Annotated in this window: 14 protein-coding genes; 7 read left to right on the forward strand and 7 right to left on the reverse strand. The window is 66.0% G+C overall.

Features of this window, described 5'->3' with window-relative positions:
- Window positions 1-30: 30 nt before the first annotated feature.
- Window positions 31-1,407: an MmgE/PrpD family protein gene (locus tag NKH31_RS09345; RefSeq protein ID WP_254861520.1), complete on the reverse strand. Its 1,377-nt coding sequence runs from the start codon at window positions 1,405-1,407 to the stop codon at window positions 31-33.
- A 210-nt stretch (window positions 1,408-1,617) separates the two neighbouring features.
- Between NKH31_RS09345 and NKH31_RS09350 the strand changes: the two genes are divergently transcribed.
- The 3 genes from NKH31_RS09350 (at window position 1,618) to NKH31_RS09360 (ending at window position 4,643) form a co-directional block, all read left to right on the forward strand.
- Window positions 1,618-2,160, forward strand: coding sequence for a MaoC family dehydratase (locus NKH31_RS09350; protein WP_254861521.1), 543 nt, complete (start codon window positions 1,618-1,620; stop codon window positions 2,158-2,160).
- Between the two features lie 105 nt (window positions 2,161-2,265).
- Entirely contained in the window at window positions 2,266-3,444 is a 1,179-nt protein-coding gene (locus NKH31_RS09355; RefSeq protein ID WP_254861522.1) for an acyl-CoA dehydrogenase family protein, read from the forward strand.
- A 2-nt stretch (window positions 3,445-3,446) separates the two neighbouring features.
- Window positions 3,447-4,643: a CaiB/BaiF CoA transferase family protein gene (locus NKH31_RS09360; protein WP_254861523.1), complete on the forward strand. Its 1,197-nt coding sequence runs from the start codon at window positions 3,447-3,449 to the stop codon at window positions 4,641-4,643.
- 123 nt (window positions 4,644-4,766) lie between these two features.
- Here NKH31_RS09360 and NKH31_RS09365 read toward each other — a convergent pair whose 3' ends face one another.
- Complete coding sequence (locus NKH31_RS09365; protein ID WP_254861524.1) at window positions 4,767-5,774, reverse strand: LLM class flavin-dependent oxidoreductase; 1,008 nt, start codon at window positions 5,772-5,774, stop codon at window positions 4,767-4,769.
- Between the two features lie 134 nt (window positions 5,775-5,908).
- On the opposite strand from NKH31_RS09365, the gene NKH31_RS09370 reads away from it, so the two are divergent.
- Together NKH31_RS09370 and NKH31_RS09375 are read left to right on the forward strand one after the other, a co-directional pair.
- Window positions 5,909-6,355, forward strand: coding sequence for a MaoC family dehydratase (locus NKH31_RS09370; protein WP_254861525.1), 447 nt, complete (start codon window positions 5,909-5,911; stop codon window positions 6,353-6,355).
- Window positions 6,356-6,417: 62 nt separating this feature from the next.
- Window positions 6,418-7,953 carry an amidase gene (locus tag NKH31_RS09375; RefSeq protein ID WP_254861526.1) on the forward strand — a complete coding sequence of 512 codons (1,536 nt, stop codon included), beginning with the start codon at window positions 6,418-6,420 and terminating at the stop codon, window positions 7,951-7,953.
- A gap of 23 nt (window positions 7,954-7,976) precedes the next feature.
- Here the strand turns inward: NKH31_RS09375 and NKH31_RS09380 are convergent, their stop codons facing one another.
- Entirely contained in the window at window positions 7,977-9,659 is a 1,683-nt protein-coding gene (locus NKH31_RS09380) for an acetate--CoA ligase (RefSeq protein ID WP_254861527.1), read from the reverse strand.
- Between the two features lie 183 nt (window positions 9,660-9,842).
- Here NKH31_RS09380 and NKH31_RS09385 point away from each other — a divergent pair, with 183 nt between their 5' ends.
- Complete coding sequence (locus tag NKH31_RS09385) at window positions 9,843-11,228, forward strand: MmgE/PrpD family protein (RefSeq protein WP_254861528.1); 1,386 nt, start codon at window positions 9,843-9,845, stop codon at window positions 11,226-11,228.
- Window positions 11,229-11,331: 103 nt separating this feature from the next.
- The gene (locus tag NKH31_RS09390; protein ID WP_254861529.1) at window positions 11,332-12,858 is read left to right on the forward strand and encodes a class I adenylate-forming enzyme family protein; all 1,527 of its coding nucleotides are present in this window, start codon (window positions 11,332-11,334) and stop codon (window positions 12,856-12,858) included.
- A gap of 13 nt (window positions 12,859-12,871) precedes the next feature.
- On the opposite strand, the gene NKH31_RS09395 is transcribed toward NKH31_RS09390, so the two are convergent.
- The 4 genes from NKH31_RS09395 to NKH31_RS09410 form a co-directional block, all read right to left on the reverse strand.
- Window positions 12,872-14,044: an acyl-CoA dehydrogenase family protein gene (locus NKH31_RS09395; RefSeq protein ID WP_254861530.1), complete on the reverse strand. Its 1,173-nt coding sequence runs from the start codon at window positions 14,042-14,044 to the stop codon at window positions 12,872-12,874.
- Between the two features lie 42 nt (window positions 14,045-14,086).
- Entirely contained in the window at window positions 14,087-15,916 is a 1,830-nt protein-coding gene (locus NKH31_RS09400) for an archaea-specific SMC-related protein (protein WP_254861531.1), read from the reverse strand.
- Window positions 15,913-16,551 (reverse strand): rod-determining factor RdfA, encoded by a 639-nt coding sequence (rdfA, locus tag NKH31_RS09405; RefSeq protein ID WP_254861532.1) that lies wholly within the window; start codon window positions 16,549-16,551, stop codon window positions 15,913-15,915. The genes NKH31_RS09400 and rdfA overlap by 4 nt, the downstream gene beginning before the upstream one ends.
- Before the next feature lie 112 nt (window positions 16,552-16,663).
- Window positions 16,664-16,909 carry a hypothetical protein gene (locus tag NKH31_RS09410; RefSeq protein ID WP_254861533.1) on the reverse strand — a complete coding sequence of 82 codons (246 nt, stop codon included), beginning with the start codon at window positions 16,907-16,909 and terminating at the stop codon, window positions 16,664-16,666.
- Window positions 16,910-17,121: the final 212 nt, after the last annotated feature.

Genomic DNA, 17,121 nt, shown 5'->3' on the forward strand with positions numbered 1-17,121 from the left:
CTGGCCTCTCGCGAACGGAGGCCGCACCAATCAGTCGGCGTCGGCAAGCGGTTCCAGGACCGACGCGACGGGCCGGTCCTCGATCGATCGAACCCGCTCTCGCACCGTTCGCCCCGCGTCGGCACCGATGACGGGCTCGACCAGCCGGTCGAACTTTTTGGTCACGTCCGCCCACGAAAGCGGCGTCTCCGGATCGCCTTTCGCGTCGAGCACTCGCGTCTCCACCGTTTCGTCGGCCGTCTCGATCGCGACGTTCACCGCCCACTGTTCCGGGTACCGTTCGTCGGCCCACTCGTCTGCTACCGCCTCGGTCGCCTCGATCAGTCGCCGTTCCGTCGGCGACAGTTCGTCGGCCAGCGCGTCGAAGAGCGTGTCTACGGTCACCTCGCGTCGGGTAACGGCGAGCATCGTCACGAACGGCAGACTGAACTGCCCGTCGACGACCGTCTCGGGGAATTGCTTCGTCGGCTCTCCCACGAGCTGGTGGCCCGACGATGAGAGTTCGACGCGGATCGCCTCGATCTGCTCGGGCGAGAGGTCGTTCGCCGTCACGAGTTCGACCGCCCCGTCGATGACGGGGTGGAGAAATCGACAGACCGGATACGGCTTCAGCCCGGTTCGGTCGATCTCGTAGGACTCGCCGAGCCCGTCACGGGCGCGTTCTGGCCGCGGATCGTCGGAGTACGCCTGGAGAAACCCCCGAGGCCCTTCGATCGGATTCGTCGTCGCGAGAAACTCGTTCTCCGCGAACGTCGCGGCGATATATCCGGAGTGGGCGGCCAATCCGGGATGGATCCGTTTGTTCCACGAACCGTCTTCGAGAAACTGTAGCGATCCGGCGGCCTGGCTGCCCGCGATGCCGAACGCGCGCTCTATCGTCTTCGCGTCGGCCCCAGCGATCATGCACGTAGCCGCCGCCGCGCCGAACACTCCGCACGTACTCGTCGCGTGGAATCCCCTGGCGTAGTGAGCTTCGGAATTGAGCGCCATGCCGAGTCTCGCCGTCACCTCGTAGCCGCCGACGAACGCCGCGAGAAGCTCCGACCCGCTCGCGTCGTGGTCCTCCCCGGCCGCCAACGCCGCGCCCAGGACTGGCGCCGCGGCGTGGACCGATCCGGCGCGGTGGGTCTCGTCGAAGTCGAGGCTGTGTGCGAGCGCACCGTTCGCCATGGCCGCGTACGGCGGTTGCAGGCGTTCGCCGGTCGCGAGTACGGTCGTCGATCCGCCCCCACCGTCGAGGTCGGCGATACTGTCGAGGACGATCGGCGTCGATCGCGCCCGTTGGCTCCCGATCGCGATGCCGATGGTGTCTAGCAAGACCCGCTTCGCTTGTGCGGTCGTCTCGGGCGGGAGTTCTGTCCCGGCCGTCGTGGCGCAGTAGGCCGCCAACGACTCCGTGATGTCCATACCGTTTCGTTCGCACCCACCGATTAACCGTTTTCGGCGTCACACAATCCCCGGTTGCCGTCGCACCAGCCTGGACCGCGTCTCCGTTTGCCATCGCACTCGCTGGGGTCGCGTCTATGGTGTCGATACACCCCCGTCCTCTCCATCGTACCGGCAGTCCGTCGTCGCGACTGACGCAAGCTTAATGGGACCACCCCGACGTGTCTCTGTATGGTTCGCAACATCCGAGAGGTCGGTGAGAACCGATACCGCGAGGAGTACGGCAGATTCTTCGAGGATTTCACTGTCGGCGACGTCTACGAACACCGACCGAACCGGACGATCACCGAAACGGACAACTACTGGTTCACGCTCATCACGATGAACAACCATCCGCTTCACTTCGACGCCGAGTACGCGGCGCAGACGGAGTGGGACCAGGAACTCGTCAACTCCGCTCTGACGCTGTCGGTCGTGCTCGGGATGACGGTCAGCGACGTCTCCTACCAGGCCGTCGCCAACCTCGGCTGGGAGGAAGTCCGACTGACGAATCCGGTGTTTCACGGCGACACGCTCACCGCCGAGTCCGAGGTCGTGAGAAAGCGCGAGAGCGAGTCGAGGCCGGGTCAGGGCATCGTGACCGTCGAGACGACCGGCTTCAAGCAAACGGGCGAAAAAGTGATCGAATTCACCCGCTCGGCGCTCATACCCACGCGCGAGGCTGCAGGCGAGTCGGCGTCAACGGACGAGGCCGACTCGACCGACGATCAGTGACGGTAGGCGGGAGAGACAGTCAATTCACGGATCGAACGGCCCGCTTCCTGTACCGACGCTTCGCTGGACACAATATTTATAGTCGCCTCCTACCAGTGTCGAGGTATGCTCGAGTTTAGCGCGGAGCATCAGCTTATCCAGTCTGAAGTCCAAAAGCTGTGTGATAACTACGAGGACGACTACTGGCAAGCGAAGGATCGGGAGGCCGAGTACCCGATGGAGTTCGTCCAGGAACTCGCAGAACACGGCTGGCTCGGAACGATCATTCCAGAAGAGTACGGCGGTGGCGGCTACGACACGCTCGAAGCGGCGATCGTGTTAGAAGAGATCGCCGCCAGCGGCGCCGGATTCAGCGGGTCGATGGCCTGTCACGGCGCCATGTTCGTTCCCCGATCGATCCTCAACTACGGCACCGAGGAGATGAAATCGACGTACCTCCCGAAGTTAGCGTCGGGTGAGAAACTGCTCCAGTGCTTCGCGCTCACCGAACCCGACGCCGGATACGATTCGACGTCGATTTCGACGCGCGCCGAACGCGACGGCGATCACTACGTCGTCAACGGCCAGAAGACCTGGTGCTCTCGGTTTTACGCCTCGGATTACATGGTCCTCGTCGCCAGAACGACGCCGCGCGAGGAGGTGTCGAAAAAGACCGACGGAATGACGCTGTTCCTGGTCGATATCGACGACGCGTTAGAACAGGAGGCGGTCGAAGCGCGAAAGATCGAAAAGAGCATTCGCCGTGCGGTTCCCTCCTACGAGGTCTGGTTCGAGGACCTCGAGGTGCCAGCCGAGAACGTCATCGGCGAGGTTGGAGACGGCTTCTCGCAGGTGATGGACGGGCTCAACGAAGAGCGCGTCGTCATCGCCGCGGAGGCGGTCGGTCTCGCACGCGTGGCGATCGATCGCGCGGTCCAGTACGCCAAAGAACGGGAGGTGTTCGATCGACAGATCGGGGCCAACCAGGCGATTCAACACCCGCTCGCCGACGCCCACGCCAGGATGACGAGCGCTCGCAACCTGACCTACCAGGCAGCCCGCGCGTTCAAAGAGGGCCGCGACGTCGGCGAGGCGGCCAACATCGCCGTCTACATGGCCCGCGAAGCCGCGTCGAAGGCGGCGGATCAGGCGGTCCAGACCCACGGCGGCTACGGCGTCGCCACGGAGTACGACGTCGAGCGCTACTACCGCGAGGCGCGTCTCTCACACATCGCGCCGATCTCAGACGAGATGATCAAGAACTACATCGGCGAACACGTCCTCGGCCTGCCGAGGTCGTACTGAGCATGCATCCGCTCGACGGAATCACGGTTCTCAGCCTGGAAAGCGGCGTCTCCGCACCGCTGTGTACGCGCCAGCTCGGCGATCTCGGGGCCGAGGTTATCAAGGTCGAACGCCCCGGCGTCGGTGATAACAGCCGACACTGGGATAACGCCGTCAACGGCGAATCGTCGGCGCACGTCTGGGTGAATCGAAACAAGCGCAGCCTCACGCTGAATCTAAAACGCGACGAGGGCGCGGCGGTCTTTCGCGATCTGGCGGCCGAGTCGGACGTTGTCGTCCAGAACTTCGCACCCGGTGCGGTAGATCGTCTCGGATTCGACTACGAATCGCTTCGCGACGACGACCGGCGCGACGAGTCCCAGGCCGACCTGATCTACGTAAACATCTCCGGCTACGGCCGGTCCGGCCCGTACCGCGACCGCAAGGCCTACGACATGGTGATGCAGGGCGAGACCGGGTTGATCCTCTCGAACGGCTCTCCGGACGCGCCGGCGAAGATTCCGCTGTCGATCTGTGACATCAACGCCGCGATGTACGCGACTATCGGAACGATCACGGCCCTCTATCAGCGCGCGATGACCGGAGAGGGCCAGGAACTCGACGTCACGATGTTCGGTGGCGTCCTCTCCTGGCTCGGGTACTTCCCGCAAAAGTACTGGCACGAAGGCGAGATACCGGATCGGGTCGGTATGCGCCACCACCTGCTGACGCCCTACGGCCCCCACGAGACGGCCGACGGCGACTATATCAACTTCGCCGTTCTCAGCGAGGATCACTTCGAGATCTTCTGTCGAGACGTACTCGAACGTCCGGACCTGCTCGACGACGAGCGGTTCGAGGGCAACGAGTCGCGCATCGCCCACCGCGAGACGTTCGAGTCGATCGTCGAATCGGAGATCGCCGACCGCGACCGCGACTATTGGGCCGATCGGCTCCAGACGGCGGGAATTCCCTGGGGCGACGTCAATCAGATCGACGAGGTGTTGAATCACCCACAGGCGGAGCACCTGGGTCTGGTCAAGACGATCGAGGCGGGCGACGAGGAGATCCCGATCATCGACAACCCGATCGACTTCGGCGCCGCGTCGGTCAAGCGGGAGGCGATGCCCGACCTCGGTGCCGACAGCGTCGACCTCCTGTCGTCGCTCGGCTACTCGGCAGAAGAGATCGCCCGGCTGGAAGCCGACGGCGTGATCTAGCGGATTCTACGGCGTTCGTCCCACTTCCGACACCGAACGTCGGTCCGCCCGGATCGAACCGACCCGTCGCGTCTCCGGGTGGTTTCGGTCGGTGCCAAACCGGTCTCTACGGCACGTTCGGGCTCACTCGAGAATATCCGAGATGTGGTCGATCGTCTCGCGGATCTCTGCTTCGGACGACGACTTCGCGGGCAGGACGATGAGCCCGTCCGTCTCTTCGCCGTAGCGCTCGATCGTCTCGGCGGCCTGTTCGGGGGTGCCCGAGACGGTGATCTCGTCTAAGAGTTCGTCGGAGACGGCGTCGACGGCGGCGTCCTTTTCGTCGTCCTGCCAGCGTTCGTCGACCGTCTCGGCGACGTCGCCGAAGCCGAGCTGGGTGAGCGACTCGCGGGTGTAATCGCCCATCGCGCCGATGTAGTGGGCGATCTCCTCGCTCGCGCGTGTGCGAGCCGTCTCCCCGTCGTCCAGGATGCAGGTGGTGGCGAACGGGATCGTCTCGACGGCGGACGGATCGCGGTCTTGTTTCTTCGCGCCGCGATCGACGTGGTCGCGAAGCTGGTCCATCGACGCGAGCGGGATGCGGTTGGGTAGCCAGGCGTCGGCGAACCCACCGGTGAGTTCGCAGTTGGTCGGCCCCTGGGCACCGACGCAGACCGGGATGTCGGGGCTGGGCTCGAAGCGCATCTTGAAGTGTTCGACGTCGAAGACGGAGCCTTCGTAGTCGAGCGGCTCGCCCGAGAGCGCCTGCCTGACGATCTCGATGGTCTCGCGCTGGCGTCGCAGCGCCGGGGCGAACTCGATCCCGTGCCACTGTTCGATGACGTAGTTCGACGAGAGGCCGAGGCCGAGAAACGCCCCGCCGGGGGCGAGTTCATCGAGCGTGGCGATCGACTGGGCGATCAGCGACGGCGATCGGGAGTGGACGGGGATGATGCCCGTCCCGAGCCCGACCGACTCCACGTGGGCGGCGATGTACCCCGCCCGGGTGAACGCGTCCCGGCCCCAGGTTTCGGGGATCAGGACGAGGTCGAACCCGGCGGCTTCGGCCTCGCTCGCTAGCGCTGCCTGCGTTCGGGACGAAAATTTCTCCGTACCCGGCTCGACGAAGCCGAGCGTGGCTGGTCGTGTCACACCTCCCTCTCGGTCGGTCCACCTAAAAGAGGTTGTGGTCCCGGTGAGCCGCCCGATGACCGGCTGGTTCGCCTCGCTCGCACTGGCGTGTGAACAACTAGCACAGTTAACCTCTCACGTTCCGGACAGTCCGTATGCGCTACTGGGAGGAATACGAAGTCGGTGAGACCTACCGGACGGCCGGGAGAACCGTGACAGAATCCGATATCTCGCAGTTCGTCGAGCTCTGCGGGCTGTTCGAGCCGATCTTCACCGACGTCGAGTACGTCCGCGAACACACGCCATACGACGAACGCTTCGCGCCCGGCGAACTGACCGGCTCGTTCGCGCTCGGCAACGTCATCCGGTCGGGATTCATCGAGAACGCCATCTCCATGCTCGATCTTGAACAGACGTTTCTCGAACCGGTCTTCGCCGGCGACACCATCGCCGTCGACATCGAGGTCGATTCGGTCTCGGAGACGAGCGACGACGAGCGGGGCATCGTGGTCTTCGAGTACGAGGTGACGAACCAGCGCGGCGACACCGTCGCAGAGATGACCGAAACGGCGCTCATTGCCAGACGGCCCGACGGCGAGTAACGCCGATTCGACGCATCAGTCGGCAACGAGGCTTTATGGGGGTTCACGTTTCTGTTGGATGTATGGGAGATTCGACCCCGACAGAACTGTCGCCACCGAGCGCAGCGGAGATCGCGGCGATCGCCGACCGCATCGACATGCATCTCGACGACGAAGAGATTGAGGCGGTCGCAGCCGTAGCCGAGGGGATGATCGGCGCCTTCGAGCGCCTCGACCAGCTCGACGAGCCGACGCCCTCGGTGGACTATCCCGACCGCGACGCCGGGGAGCGAGTGTCGTCTGCTGACGACCCGCTCAACGCCTGGATCACCGCGTGCGAGGTTCCCGGCGCCGACGCTGGGCCGCTCGCCGGGTACGAAATCGGGTTGAAGGACAACGTCTCGGTCGCGGACGTGGAGTTGACGCTCGGCTCGTCGATGGTAGCGGGCTACGTCCCGGAGATCGACGCGACGATCGTGACCCGACTGCTCGACGCCGGCGCGACGATTACTGGCAAGCTAAATATGGAGGCGCTCGCCCTCTCGGCGAGCGGCGAACTCTCGGATTTCGGCCCCTGTCTCAACCCCCGTTCGACGGATCACCTCGCCGGCGGCTCCTCGAGCGGATCGGCGGCCGCGGTCGTCGCGGGCGACGTCGACGTCGCCATCGGCACCGACCAGGCGGGATCGATTCGCATTCCGGCCTCCTGGTCCGGCTGTGTGGGGCTGAAGCCGACGCACACGCTCGTTCCGTACACGGGGATCGGCGCGCTCGGTCACACGTTCGACCACGTCGGGCCGATGACGACTACCGTCGCTGACGCCGGCATCGTGCTTGAGGCGATCGCCGGAAAGGATCCGCTCGACCCGCGTCAGGGGGCAGTTCCCACGCAGGCGTACGCCGACGCCGCGACCGATCCGCGCGACCCATCGGCCCTGACCGTCGGCGTCGTCGAGCAGGGCTTCGGTCGCGACGAGAGCGATCCGGCCGTCGACGAGACGGTTCGTGACGCGCTGGGTGCCCTCGAGGCCGCGGGCGCGACCGTCGAGGAGGTCTCCGTCCCGCTCCACCGCGACGGCGAGGCGATCTTCCTCGGGTTCGCGACCCAGGAGACGACCGACCTCTTCCGCTCGGAGGGCGTCGGCGCCTTTGGAACGGGCTTTTACGACACGGCGTTCGCGGCGGCGTTCGGCCAGGGACGACGCGAGCACGGGGACACCTATCCCCCGTTCCCGAAGGTGGAGATGGTGATGGGAACCTACCTCAAAGAGACGTACTTCGGGCGCTATCACGCCAGAGCGCAGAACCTGCGCCGGTCGCTGACGAGCGCCTACGACGAGGCCCTCGGCGAGTACGACGTTCTCGCGATGCCGACGACGCCGATGGCCGCACACGAAGTCGTCGACGATCCGTCGTTCCTCGAGGGGCTCGACCGGGCGGCGGACATGCTCGGGAACACGGCGCCGTTCGACGCGACCGGGCACCCGGCCATCAACGTCCCGTGTGGCGATGCGGCGGGACTCCCCGTCGGTCTGCAGTTCGTTGGCGAGCACTTCGACGACGCGGCGGTTCTAAGCGCGGCCGCAACGTTCGAAGATGCCGTCGGTTGGGATCTGTAAGCGGTGGCTTCGCGCGATAGGCGTCAGTCGGTCAGCGCCGACCGTTCGACCTTGCCCGACCCGGTCGTCGGCAACTCGTCGCGGTACTCGACGACGCGCGGGTACTCGTACATCGCCAGTTCCGTCTTGACGTACGACTGGAGCGTCTCGGTCAGCTCGTCCGACGGGTCGTAGCCAGCCTCGAGGACGACGACGGCCTTGGGGACGTGACCGTGGTCGTCGTCGGGAACGCCGACGACCCCCGCGTTCGCAACCGCCTCGTGGGCGACGAGCGTCTCCTGGAGTTCGTCGGGGCTGATCCGGTAGCCAGAACAGATGATGACGTCGTCCTTGCGACTCTCGAACTCGACGTAGCCCGCCTCGTCGACGAACCCAAGGTCTTCGGTCAGCAACCACCCGTCGCGGACCTTCTCTGCCGTTCTGTCGGGCTGGTTCCAGTACTCTTCGAAACACAGCGGGTGTCCGTCTCCGTATTGGACGGCGATCTCCCCGACCTCCCCGGTCGGGACGGTCGGCTCGCCGGTTTCCGGATCAACGATCCGAACGTCGACGCCGGGTGTCGGCTTGCCCATCTTCGAGGCGCGTTTCGGAACGAGCGCCTCACAGTCCATGATCAGATTCATCGCTTCCGTCTGACCGTACCCCTCGTGGACGACCGCCCCGGCGAAGCAGTCTTCGACCGTCTCGAGTTCGCGTTCGCCCATCGACTCGCCGGCGCTCATCACCACGCTGACGCTGTCGGTATCGAACCGCTCGCGCGGCGTCTCGATCGCATCGAGGCGGCGCCAGACGGTCGCCGGCCCGAGCAAGCGCGTGACGTCGTAGCGATCGACCAGCTCGAGGACGCGTTCGGGATCGAAGCGACCGGCGTCTCCGACGACCGTCTTTCCGTAGTAGAGCGCCGGGAGACAGAACGCCCAGAGCGGACCGACCCACGACCACTCGACCGGCGTGTAGAACCGTTCGACCGGCTGGGGATCGAGGTTGAAGAATCCGGTCACGGCCGTCGGGAGGTGTCCGAGCAAGAACGAGTGGGTGTGTCGGACGCCCTTCGGATCGCCGGTCGTTCCGCTCGTGTAGATGATCATCGCGTCGTCGTCTGGGGCCGTTTCGACCGGCGTCAGCCCGTCGTCGGTCGCCTCCGCCGCCAGCGCCGCGTCGAACGGCGTCGTTTCGGCGGCCACGCCGTCAGCGTCCGCCGGTGGGTCGACGACCAGGACGTGTGACAGTGTCCTCACGGCGTCGCTGTGGGTCGCCCGGGCGAACGCGTCTAGACGCGAGCCGTCGACGATCGCTGCGGTAACGTCGCAGTCGCCGAGGCGATACGCGAGCGCGTCGGGACCGAACCGCATCGACAGCGGCACCGACACCGCCCCGAGCGTCCACGCGGCGAGGTGACCGACGAGCGTCTCGACGCGCTGTGGCGCGTTTACGGCGACGCGATCGCCGCGATCGACGCCCCGGCTGGCCAGCGCGCTCGCGCAGGCGCCGACGCGATCGTACAGTTCGCGGTAGGTCAGGCGAATTTCGTCGCCGCCGTCGACGGCGATAACCGCCGGTTCGTCGGGCGTCTTTGTCGCCCAGTGGCCGACGGTTTCCCGTGTGACGTTGAACCGGTCAGGTATCACCCACTCGAACCACTCTCGAAGCGCCTCGTAGTCGTCCCACTCGCGCTCGTCGAAGCGATAGTGCGCTCTCGAAGCCATCGGTGTTCTCGTAGGTGTGGCCGCCGGGCTGGCATAGCCGTTGTGGTCGCGGCGTCCCGTCGTCGAGACCGGTCCCGGATTTCTCCACACCGGGGCGAAGACTTAGTAGTCGTGACGAAGACCACACACCGTGTCAATGCTACGCCACACGCGTCCGGTCAGACGCCGGTACGGAGGTCGCACATGAACACGCTCGAAGCCGCGCTGGAGACGTTTCTCCACGAGTTCGAATCCGACTCGCTCACCGACGCCGATCGGGACGCGGCCCGGGCGTTGCTGGCCGATCAGCTCGGCCTGCAGGTCGGGCTCTCGACGTTGCCCTGGTCGGAGGCGGCGGCCGACGCCGCGTTGCGGACGGCACCGGACGGGAATGCGACGATCGCCGGGAGCGGGGTCCGCGTCGATCCGCAGACGGCGGCGTACTGCAACGCGACGTTCGCCCACGGATTCGAGTACGACGACGCCCACAGCGCGAGTGACGGCCACCCGGGGAGCGTCGTGGCGTCGACGGCGCTCGCACTCGCCGAGGCGGAGGACCGAACCATCGAGGAGGCGGTGATCGCGCTCGTCGCGGGCTACGAGGTTTACACGCGTCTCGGGGCTGTTCTCTCCCCACACGCGCTGGAGCACGGCTGGCACCCGCACGCGCTCCTGGCGCCGTTCGGCGCGGCCGCGACTGCGCTCGCCCTCGGTGACGACGATCGGGAGACGATCTCGAACGCGTTGGCGATCGCGGCCAGCCACGGGAGCGCGAGCACCGAGTACTCCTCGACGGGCGGATCGGTCAAGCGCGTACACGCCGGAATCGGCGCCCGCGACGGAATCCAGTCGGTTGCGCTCGCCCGCGCCGGCGTCACCGGACCGGAGCGCTACCTCGGGGGGAACAAGGGTCTGCTCTCCGTCTACGCCGACGTCGATCCGCCCGGCGGCGAGGCGTTCTCGCGGAATCGACTCGAGATCCACGACACCTGGTTCAAACTCCACAGCTGCTGTGGGTGTACGCACGCCTATCTCGACTGTCTCGCCGCGATCGATCCCGACCCCGACGATGTCGAGCGCGTGACCGCCCGGCTCCAGCCGAGCAGCGACCGCATCGTCGGGACGCAAAACGAGAACCTCTACGCCCCGCGCTCGATCGAGGAAGCCCAGTTCAACCTGCCGTTCGCGCTCGCGCTCGCGCTCTCCGGTATCGGAACCGACGTGCGAGCGTACCGATCGTTCGTCACGGGCGAGCGCGACTACGACGACCCCGCGCTTCGGGCGACGATGGAGCGAATCGACCTCGAAGTCGACCCGGATATGGCGCGCTACGCGCCCGCGTTCGTCGGCGACCTGACGGTTCACTACGCCGACGGAACGACGGCCGACGCGTTCGTCGAACACACCCGCGGGACGCCCGACAACCCGGCCACGGAGTCGGATCGTCGCGAAAAATTCGACGCGCTCGCCGAACCGATCATCGGCGCCGAGCGGACCGCTCGCCTCTGGGACCACGCGATCGACGCACCGTGTGAGACGCCGGTGCGCTCGTTCAGGCCGCTGCTCGAGCCGCCCGCGTCCGACCGGTGAGCGGTCCACGCGGTCGACCGAACCCGCGATCGATCCGCCGCCGTCGCCCGCAGAGTCGACCGGTGGCACAATATTTATCACGATCATCGCCCGTCTGTGAGACATGATTCCGCCCCAGCGACGATTTCTCGAGAGTCACGCGACGTGGCGTCCCGACGAGACGGCGATCCGCTTTGCCGACACCGGCGAGTCGATGAGTTACGGCGAGTTCGACGAACGGGCGAACCGGGTGGCGAACGCGCTACACGACCGCGGCATCCGCGACGGCGACCGCGTCGGCCTCGCGCTCTTTAACACCGAGGAGTTCCCGGTGACGATGTACGCCTGTCACAAGCTCGGTGCGGTCCCGGTCGCGGTGAACACGCAACTCTCGGCCGGCGACGTCCGCTACATCGTCGATCACATGAATCCGCAAGCGCTCGTCTACGACCACGAAATCGCCGAGCTGGTCGAGGGGTCGCTCGCCGACGCGACCAGGGACGCCGATCGGATCGGCGTCGGTCACGACCCGGTCGACGGTGAGACGTACGAGGCGCTCGAAGCGAGCGGCACCGTCGAAACCCCGCCACCGATTCAGCGGACGAACGACGACCTCTCGTACATGTTCTATACGAGCGGAACGACGGGCCGTCCGAAGGGCGTGATGCACTCGGTCAAGAGCGGCCGCGAGCGCGCTCGCACCTCGATCACGGCGTGTTCACTCGACGCCGAGAGTTCGTTTCTGGCGTTGTTACCCTGGTACCACGGTGCGGGGATCGACATCACGATCCGCGCGTCCGTGATGGCTGGCGCGGAGATCGTCGTCGCCAAACACCCAGATCCGGGCGAGTGTCTCGACGCGATCGAGGATCACGGTATTACCCACGTGATGAGCGTTCCAACGCTGACCGAGCGCTTCGCCGATCACGAGAGCGCCACAGAGCGCGACCTCTCGTCGATCGTGGGTTGGTATCACACCGGCGAGGTGCTGGCCGACGGCCAGGTCGAACGCTTCCAGGAATCGCTGACCCCGAACATTGGAAACCTCTACGGCTCGTCGGAGAGCGGTGTCGACACCGTCTTGCGCCCGACCGACCTTCCAGCGCAGGCCGGAACCGTCGGACGCCCCTGTCCCGGCGTTGAGATCCGCATCGTCGAGCCCGAATCGGCCGGCCACGCCGATCCGGAGGCGATCGTTCCGCAGGGCGACCCGGGCGAGGTGATCATGCGGACCGACCAGCTCTTTCCCGGCTATTACGAGAACGCCGCGGCGACGCGTGAGGCGATCTCTGATGGCTGGTTCTACACGAACGACCTCGGCGTGATGACCGACGACGGCTACCTCGAGATAACCGGACGGACCGACGAGATGATCATAAGCGGCGGCGAACTCATCTCGCCCGTCGAAGTCGAACAGGTCCTAGAGCGTCACGAAGCCGTCGACGCCGCGATCGCTGTCGGCGAGGACGATGACGAGTGGGGCCAGCGAGTGACGGCGATCGTCGCCGGCGACGCGACCGCCGACGAACTCGACGCCCACTGCAAGGCGTCGGACGAACTCGCCGATTTCAAGCGCCCGAAAGCCTACGAGTTCGTCGATGCGATCGATCGGACCGGTGCCGGCAAGAAGCGTCGGTCGACCTACCAGTAGTCGGAAGTCACGCTCAGTACGATCGGGGGAGGCCGAGTTCGTGTTCTGCCAGGTAGTTTCTGACCATCTCGTTTGCGACCGGCGAGGTCTGCCAGAGACGAGCGTTTTGCCAGAGGTCGAAGACCTCGTATTCGCGGGTGAAGCCGTTACCTCCGTGGGTCTGGATCGCCGCGTCGGCCGCCGCCGTCGCCGCCTCGCTCGCCCGGAGCTTCGCGACGTTAGCCGCCGTCGCGGCGGATTCGCCCCGGTCGTAGCGCCAGGCCGCCTCGTACGTCGCGAGGCGAGCGGTGTGGAGCGCGGCGTAGGCGTCGGCGAGCGGATGCTGGATGGCCTGGTGGGCGCCGATCGGCTCGTCGAAGACCGTCCGATCGTTCGCGTATTCGACCGCGAGGTCGATCGCCCGCAGGCCGACGCCGAGCGAACCCGCCGCCGTCGCGATCCGTTCGACGTTGATCGCAGACCAGAGGACGTCGAGGCCGGCGTCGACCTCGCCGAGGACGCACTCGGCCGGAACGGAGAGCCCGTCGATGGAGAGGTGATGCTGGCGCTCGGCCCACGGCACCTGCGTGTCGAGGGCGGTTCCGTCGATCGCCGGACAGTCCGACGGATTCTCGACGAGGAACGTCGTGATTCCGTGTGTGGGATCGGCCGGCTCGTACGGGCTCGTCCGGGCGGCGAGCACCAACACGTCCGCCGTCTCGAACCCACTTATGAACGTTTTCGTCCCGTCTATCAAAAACGAGTTCCCGTCACGGTCGGCGGTCGTCTCCAGCCGGAGCGTGTTCGTCCCGGCGTTCGGTTCCGTCAATCCGAGCGAAAAGATCGCACTGCCGTCTGCGATCGACGGCAGGTAGCGATTGCGCTGGTCGTCGCTTCCGTGTGCGGCGAGCGTGACTCCGCCGAACACCGGCGTGAGCGTAAAGAGGACGCCCGCCTGTCCGCCCGCCCCCGCCCGATCGAGTTCCTCGACGATCAACGCGAGTTCGAGAACGCCCATTCCCTCGCCGCCGTAGGCTTCGGGAACGGCCGCACCCACGAGTCCCTGTTCGGCCAGCCGATCCCAGTAGGCTCGCGGAAACCGGCCCGTTTCGACGTGTTCGACCCAGTACGCTCGATCGAACTCGGTCGAGACGTCCCTGACCATCTCGCGGACGAGCGACTGGGTTTGCGACTCCGAGAAGTCCATACGGCCGATGCGTGCTAAATCCCCTTAGAGGTTTGCGCCGGCTCAGTCGGAAACCCGCTCGGCCTCGAGCGACACCTGTTCGTACGGTAACTCGGTCGCCTGTTCCGGGTGGACAGCCGCCAGCAGATACGGCGTCCGGTCTGCGAAGTACTCGACGAGGCTGGCGGTTCGATCGGCGTCGAACGCGCCGAGCGAGTCGAGCGTGACGACCGGCGAGATCTCCGCGACGTCGTAGGCGAGGTAGCCGGCCAGTCCGAGGACGAGCCCGATCATCTCGCGCTCGCTCTCGGCTAAGTGTTCGAGTCGATCCTCGCGGACGGCGCCGTCGACGGTCCGGGCGATCACGACGTCGAAGTCGCCGTCGAGCCAGACCCGCTCGACCCGCTCGAACGAGAGCGCCCCGAGGAGGTCGTCCATCGCGTCGTTGAACGCCTCGCGCAGCTCGCGCTCGCGGCTCTCGATCCGCTCGGTCAGCGTCGCGATCTCCGAAGAGAGCGTTTCGATCGCCTCACGCGCCTCTTCGAGGCGATCCTGGTCGCCCTCCAGGTCGGTAATTCGGTCCTCGAGCCGGTCGATCTCGTGGCGAGCGGTTTCGCGCTCGATCCGGGCCCGTTCGAGCTCGCCGTCCGCCTCGGCGTCCGTCTCCGCCTCCCGGTCGGCGATCTCGGCGTCGAGTTCGTCGACCCGATTTCGAACGGTTTCGAGCCGTTCGCGTTGACTCTCGAGCGACGACCGGCGCTCGTCGCGCGTGCGCTCGGCGTCGGCGAGTTCCTCCCGGCAGCGCTCGACGCGACGCCGGGCGCGTTCTGCGTCATCGATGGCGTCGGTGACCGCGTCGAGCTCGGGCGTGAACTCGCGACGGCGCTCCTTTTCGGCTTCGACGAGATCGGCCACCTCGTCGGTCGTCTCCTCGATCGTTTCGACCGGAACGTCCGAGCCGCACGTCCAGCAAGTGAGTGCGTCGCCCGAGAGGGAGGCCTCGTACCCGAGCGAGCCGCGGGCGCCGGATTCGAGCATCTCCCGATTCGTCGAGAGTACCGACTGGAGGACCTCGAGGCGCTCGTCGATCGTCTCGAGTTCGGCTTCGAGGCGCTCGCGCTCGCGCGTCAGTTCGTCGAGGTCTTCGGTTTCGACCGCGGCCTCGGCCTCGGTGAGCTCCTCGGCCCGCTCGTCGACGCGCTCGTCGAGACGGTCGACGGACCCTTCGAGTTCTCGAACGCGCTCGCGGAGTCGATCACGCTCTGCGATTCGGTCGGCGCGCTCTTCTCGGAGCGATTCGAGTTCGTCGTCGGTCGATCGCTGTGTCGCGGCGAGGCGTTCGATCTCCTCGTCGAGTTCGTCGCGTCGCTCGATGGCGCGCTCGCGCTCGTCCCGAACCCGTTCGATCTCGTCCGTCGTTCCCTCGAGTTCGCCGATCGTCCGTTCGAGTTCGCGCTTTCGGTCGAGCTTCTCGTGGCGCTCGCGTTCGAGCGTCTCGACGTCGAGTGGCTCGGTCAACAGGTTCTCGACGTCGTCCCCGCGGTCTATCGCTCGACGGAGCGCGTTCGTCGCGGTGAGCCCGGCGAAGCGTTCGAGAAGCAGCGTTTCGCGGTCGTCGGTGACGTGGCCCGCTCCCTCGATTGACAGGCCGTGCCGGGTCCGCTCGGCGACTCGTTCGACGCGATCACCGTCGATCTCGAGTTCGACGCGGGCCCGGTCGGCGTTCGTCCGAACGGTGACGTCGTCGGCCCCGACGCCGAAGAGGACGGCGCGAAGCAGTGAGCTCTTGTTCGTCGCGTTCGGCCCGGCGACGAGCGTGACGCCGGTGCCCGTCCGGAACGTGAGCCGATCGATGCCGCCGACGTCCTCGACGGTCAGTTCGAGGTCACTCACGAGCCGTCACCTCCCGTCGAGACGCTCGCCTCCAGGTCGGCGCTGTCTGACTCCGGCCGGCTGATGTAGCCGCGACGGAGCGCTCGTTCTAGCGCCACTGTCCGGTGGGTCTCGGCGCACTCGAGTTCGAAGGTGACGTTGACCGAGATGTCACCGACTGCTTCGAGTTCGCCTTTGTTTTCGAGCGATCGGATCGCTTCTGCCGCCTTCGTCTCGGCGTGCTGGCGCGTGATCGAGAGGGCGTCTCGTTCCCAATCGGAGTCGGGTTCCGGGTCGCGTTCGGCTCCGAGACACTCGGTGAGGTGGGTTCGAACGACGCCGTAGGAGACGAAATCGGCTTCCAGTTCGTCGATCGGAACCCCGTCGGTCCGGAGCGACGACCGAACCTCGGCGGAAACGGTGTCGTCGTCCGCCGTGAGCCGATCGTACTTCGAGGCCGCTTCGTCGCCGAGTGTCGTGAGGCCGGCCATGTCCATCTCTCGACGGAGCATCGTCGTGTTGAGCCACCGGGCCAGCGCGCGATAGCCCATACGACCCGGACCGTCGGCGAGCCACCGATCGAGTAACGTTTCGTCGTATCCCTCTAGCTCGCGTTCGTCCAGCACGCGACACACCTTGCAGCCGTAGTCGGTCATTGGCCGAGTCATGTCGTTGTGGATATAAATAGTGTCCGCTTCGGTCGATTCGGGCATACGAACTGGGCTCAGCACGAGCCTCCCGTCAACTCGGAGCTACCACTCTCGTTCGTCACCCTACGTTCCCGGTGACGGAAGCTATCGCTCGGTCGCCGCCCAGGGGGACGAGGTCGAACTCCGACCCCCGGTCTTTCACGGCGACGCTCTGCGCGTCGAGACCGGAGAACGCGAGAACCGGCGCTTCGCCGACCGACGCGGGCGGCCAGTCCAGCCCGACGACATCGTGGGCGTCGGGATAACCGGTCTCGACCAGCGTGGCGATGCCATCTCCCGTTTCGAACGGCCGGTCCACGATCATAAACGGGGCGGTTGAACCTGCGAGGATGGCTTATCGGTCGTACGGGTTTCGATACCCGACCCCACGCCACCGTCGACTGGTTTGGTATATCTTCGCACGTTTGCCGACGTCCGTCACTGTGATCAGGACTCTGCCAAGTGAAATAACGAACTTAGGGTGTTATAGACTGGCCGGGCGTAGTTGATTTTCTGCCGATCAAAGACCGGGAGTTG

This window comes from Halovivax gelatinilyticus, assembly GCF_024300625.1.
GTDB lineage: Archaea > Halobacteriota > Halobacteria > Halobacteriales > Natrialbaceae > Halovivax > Halovivax gelatinilyticus.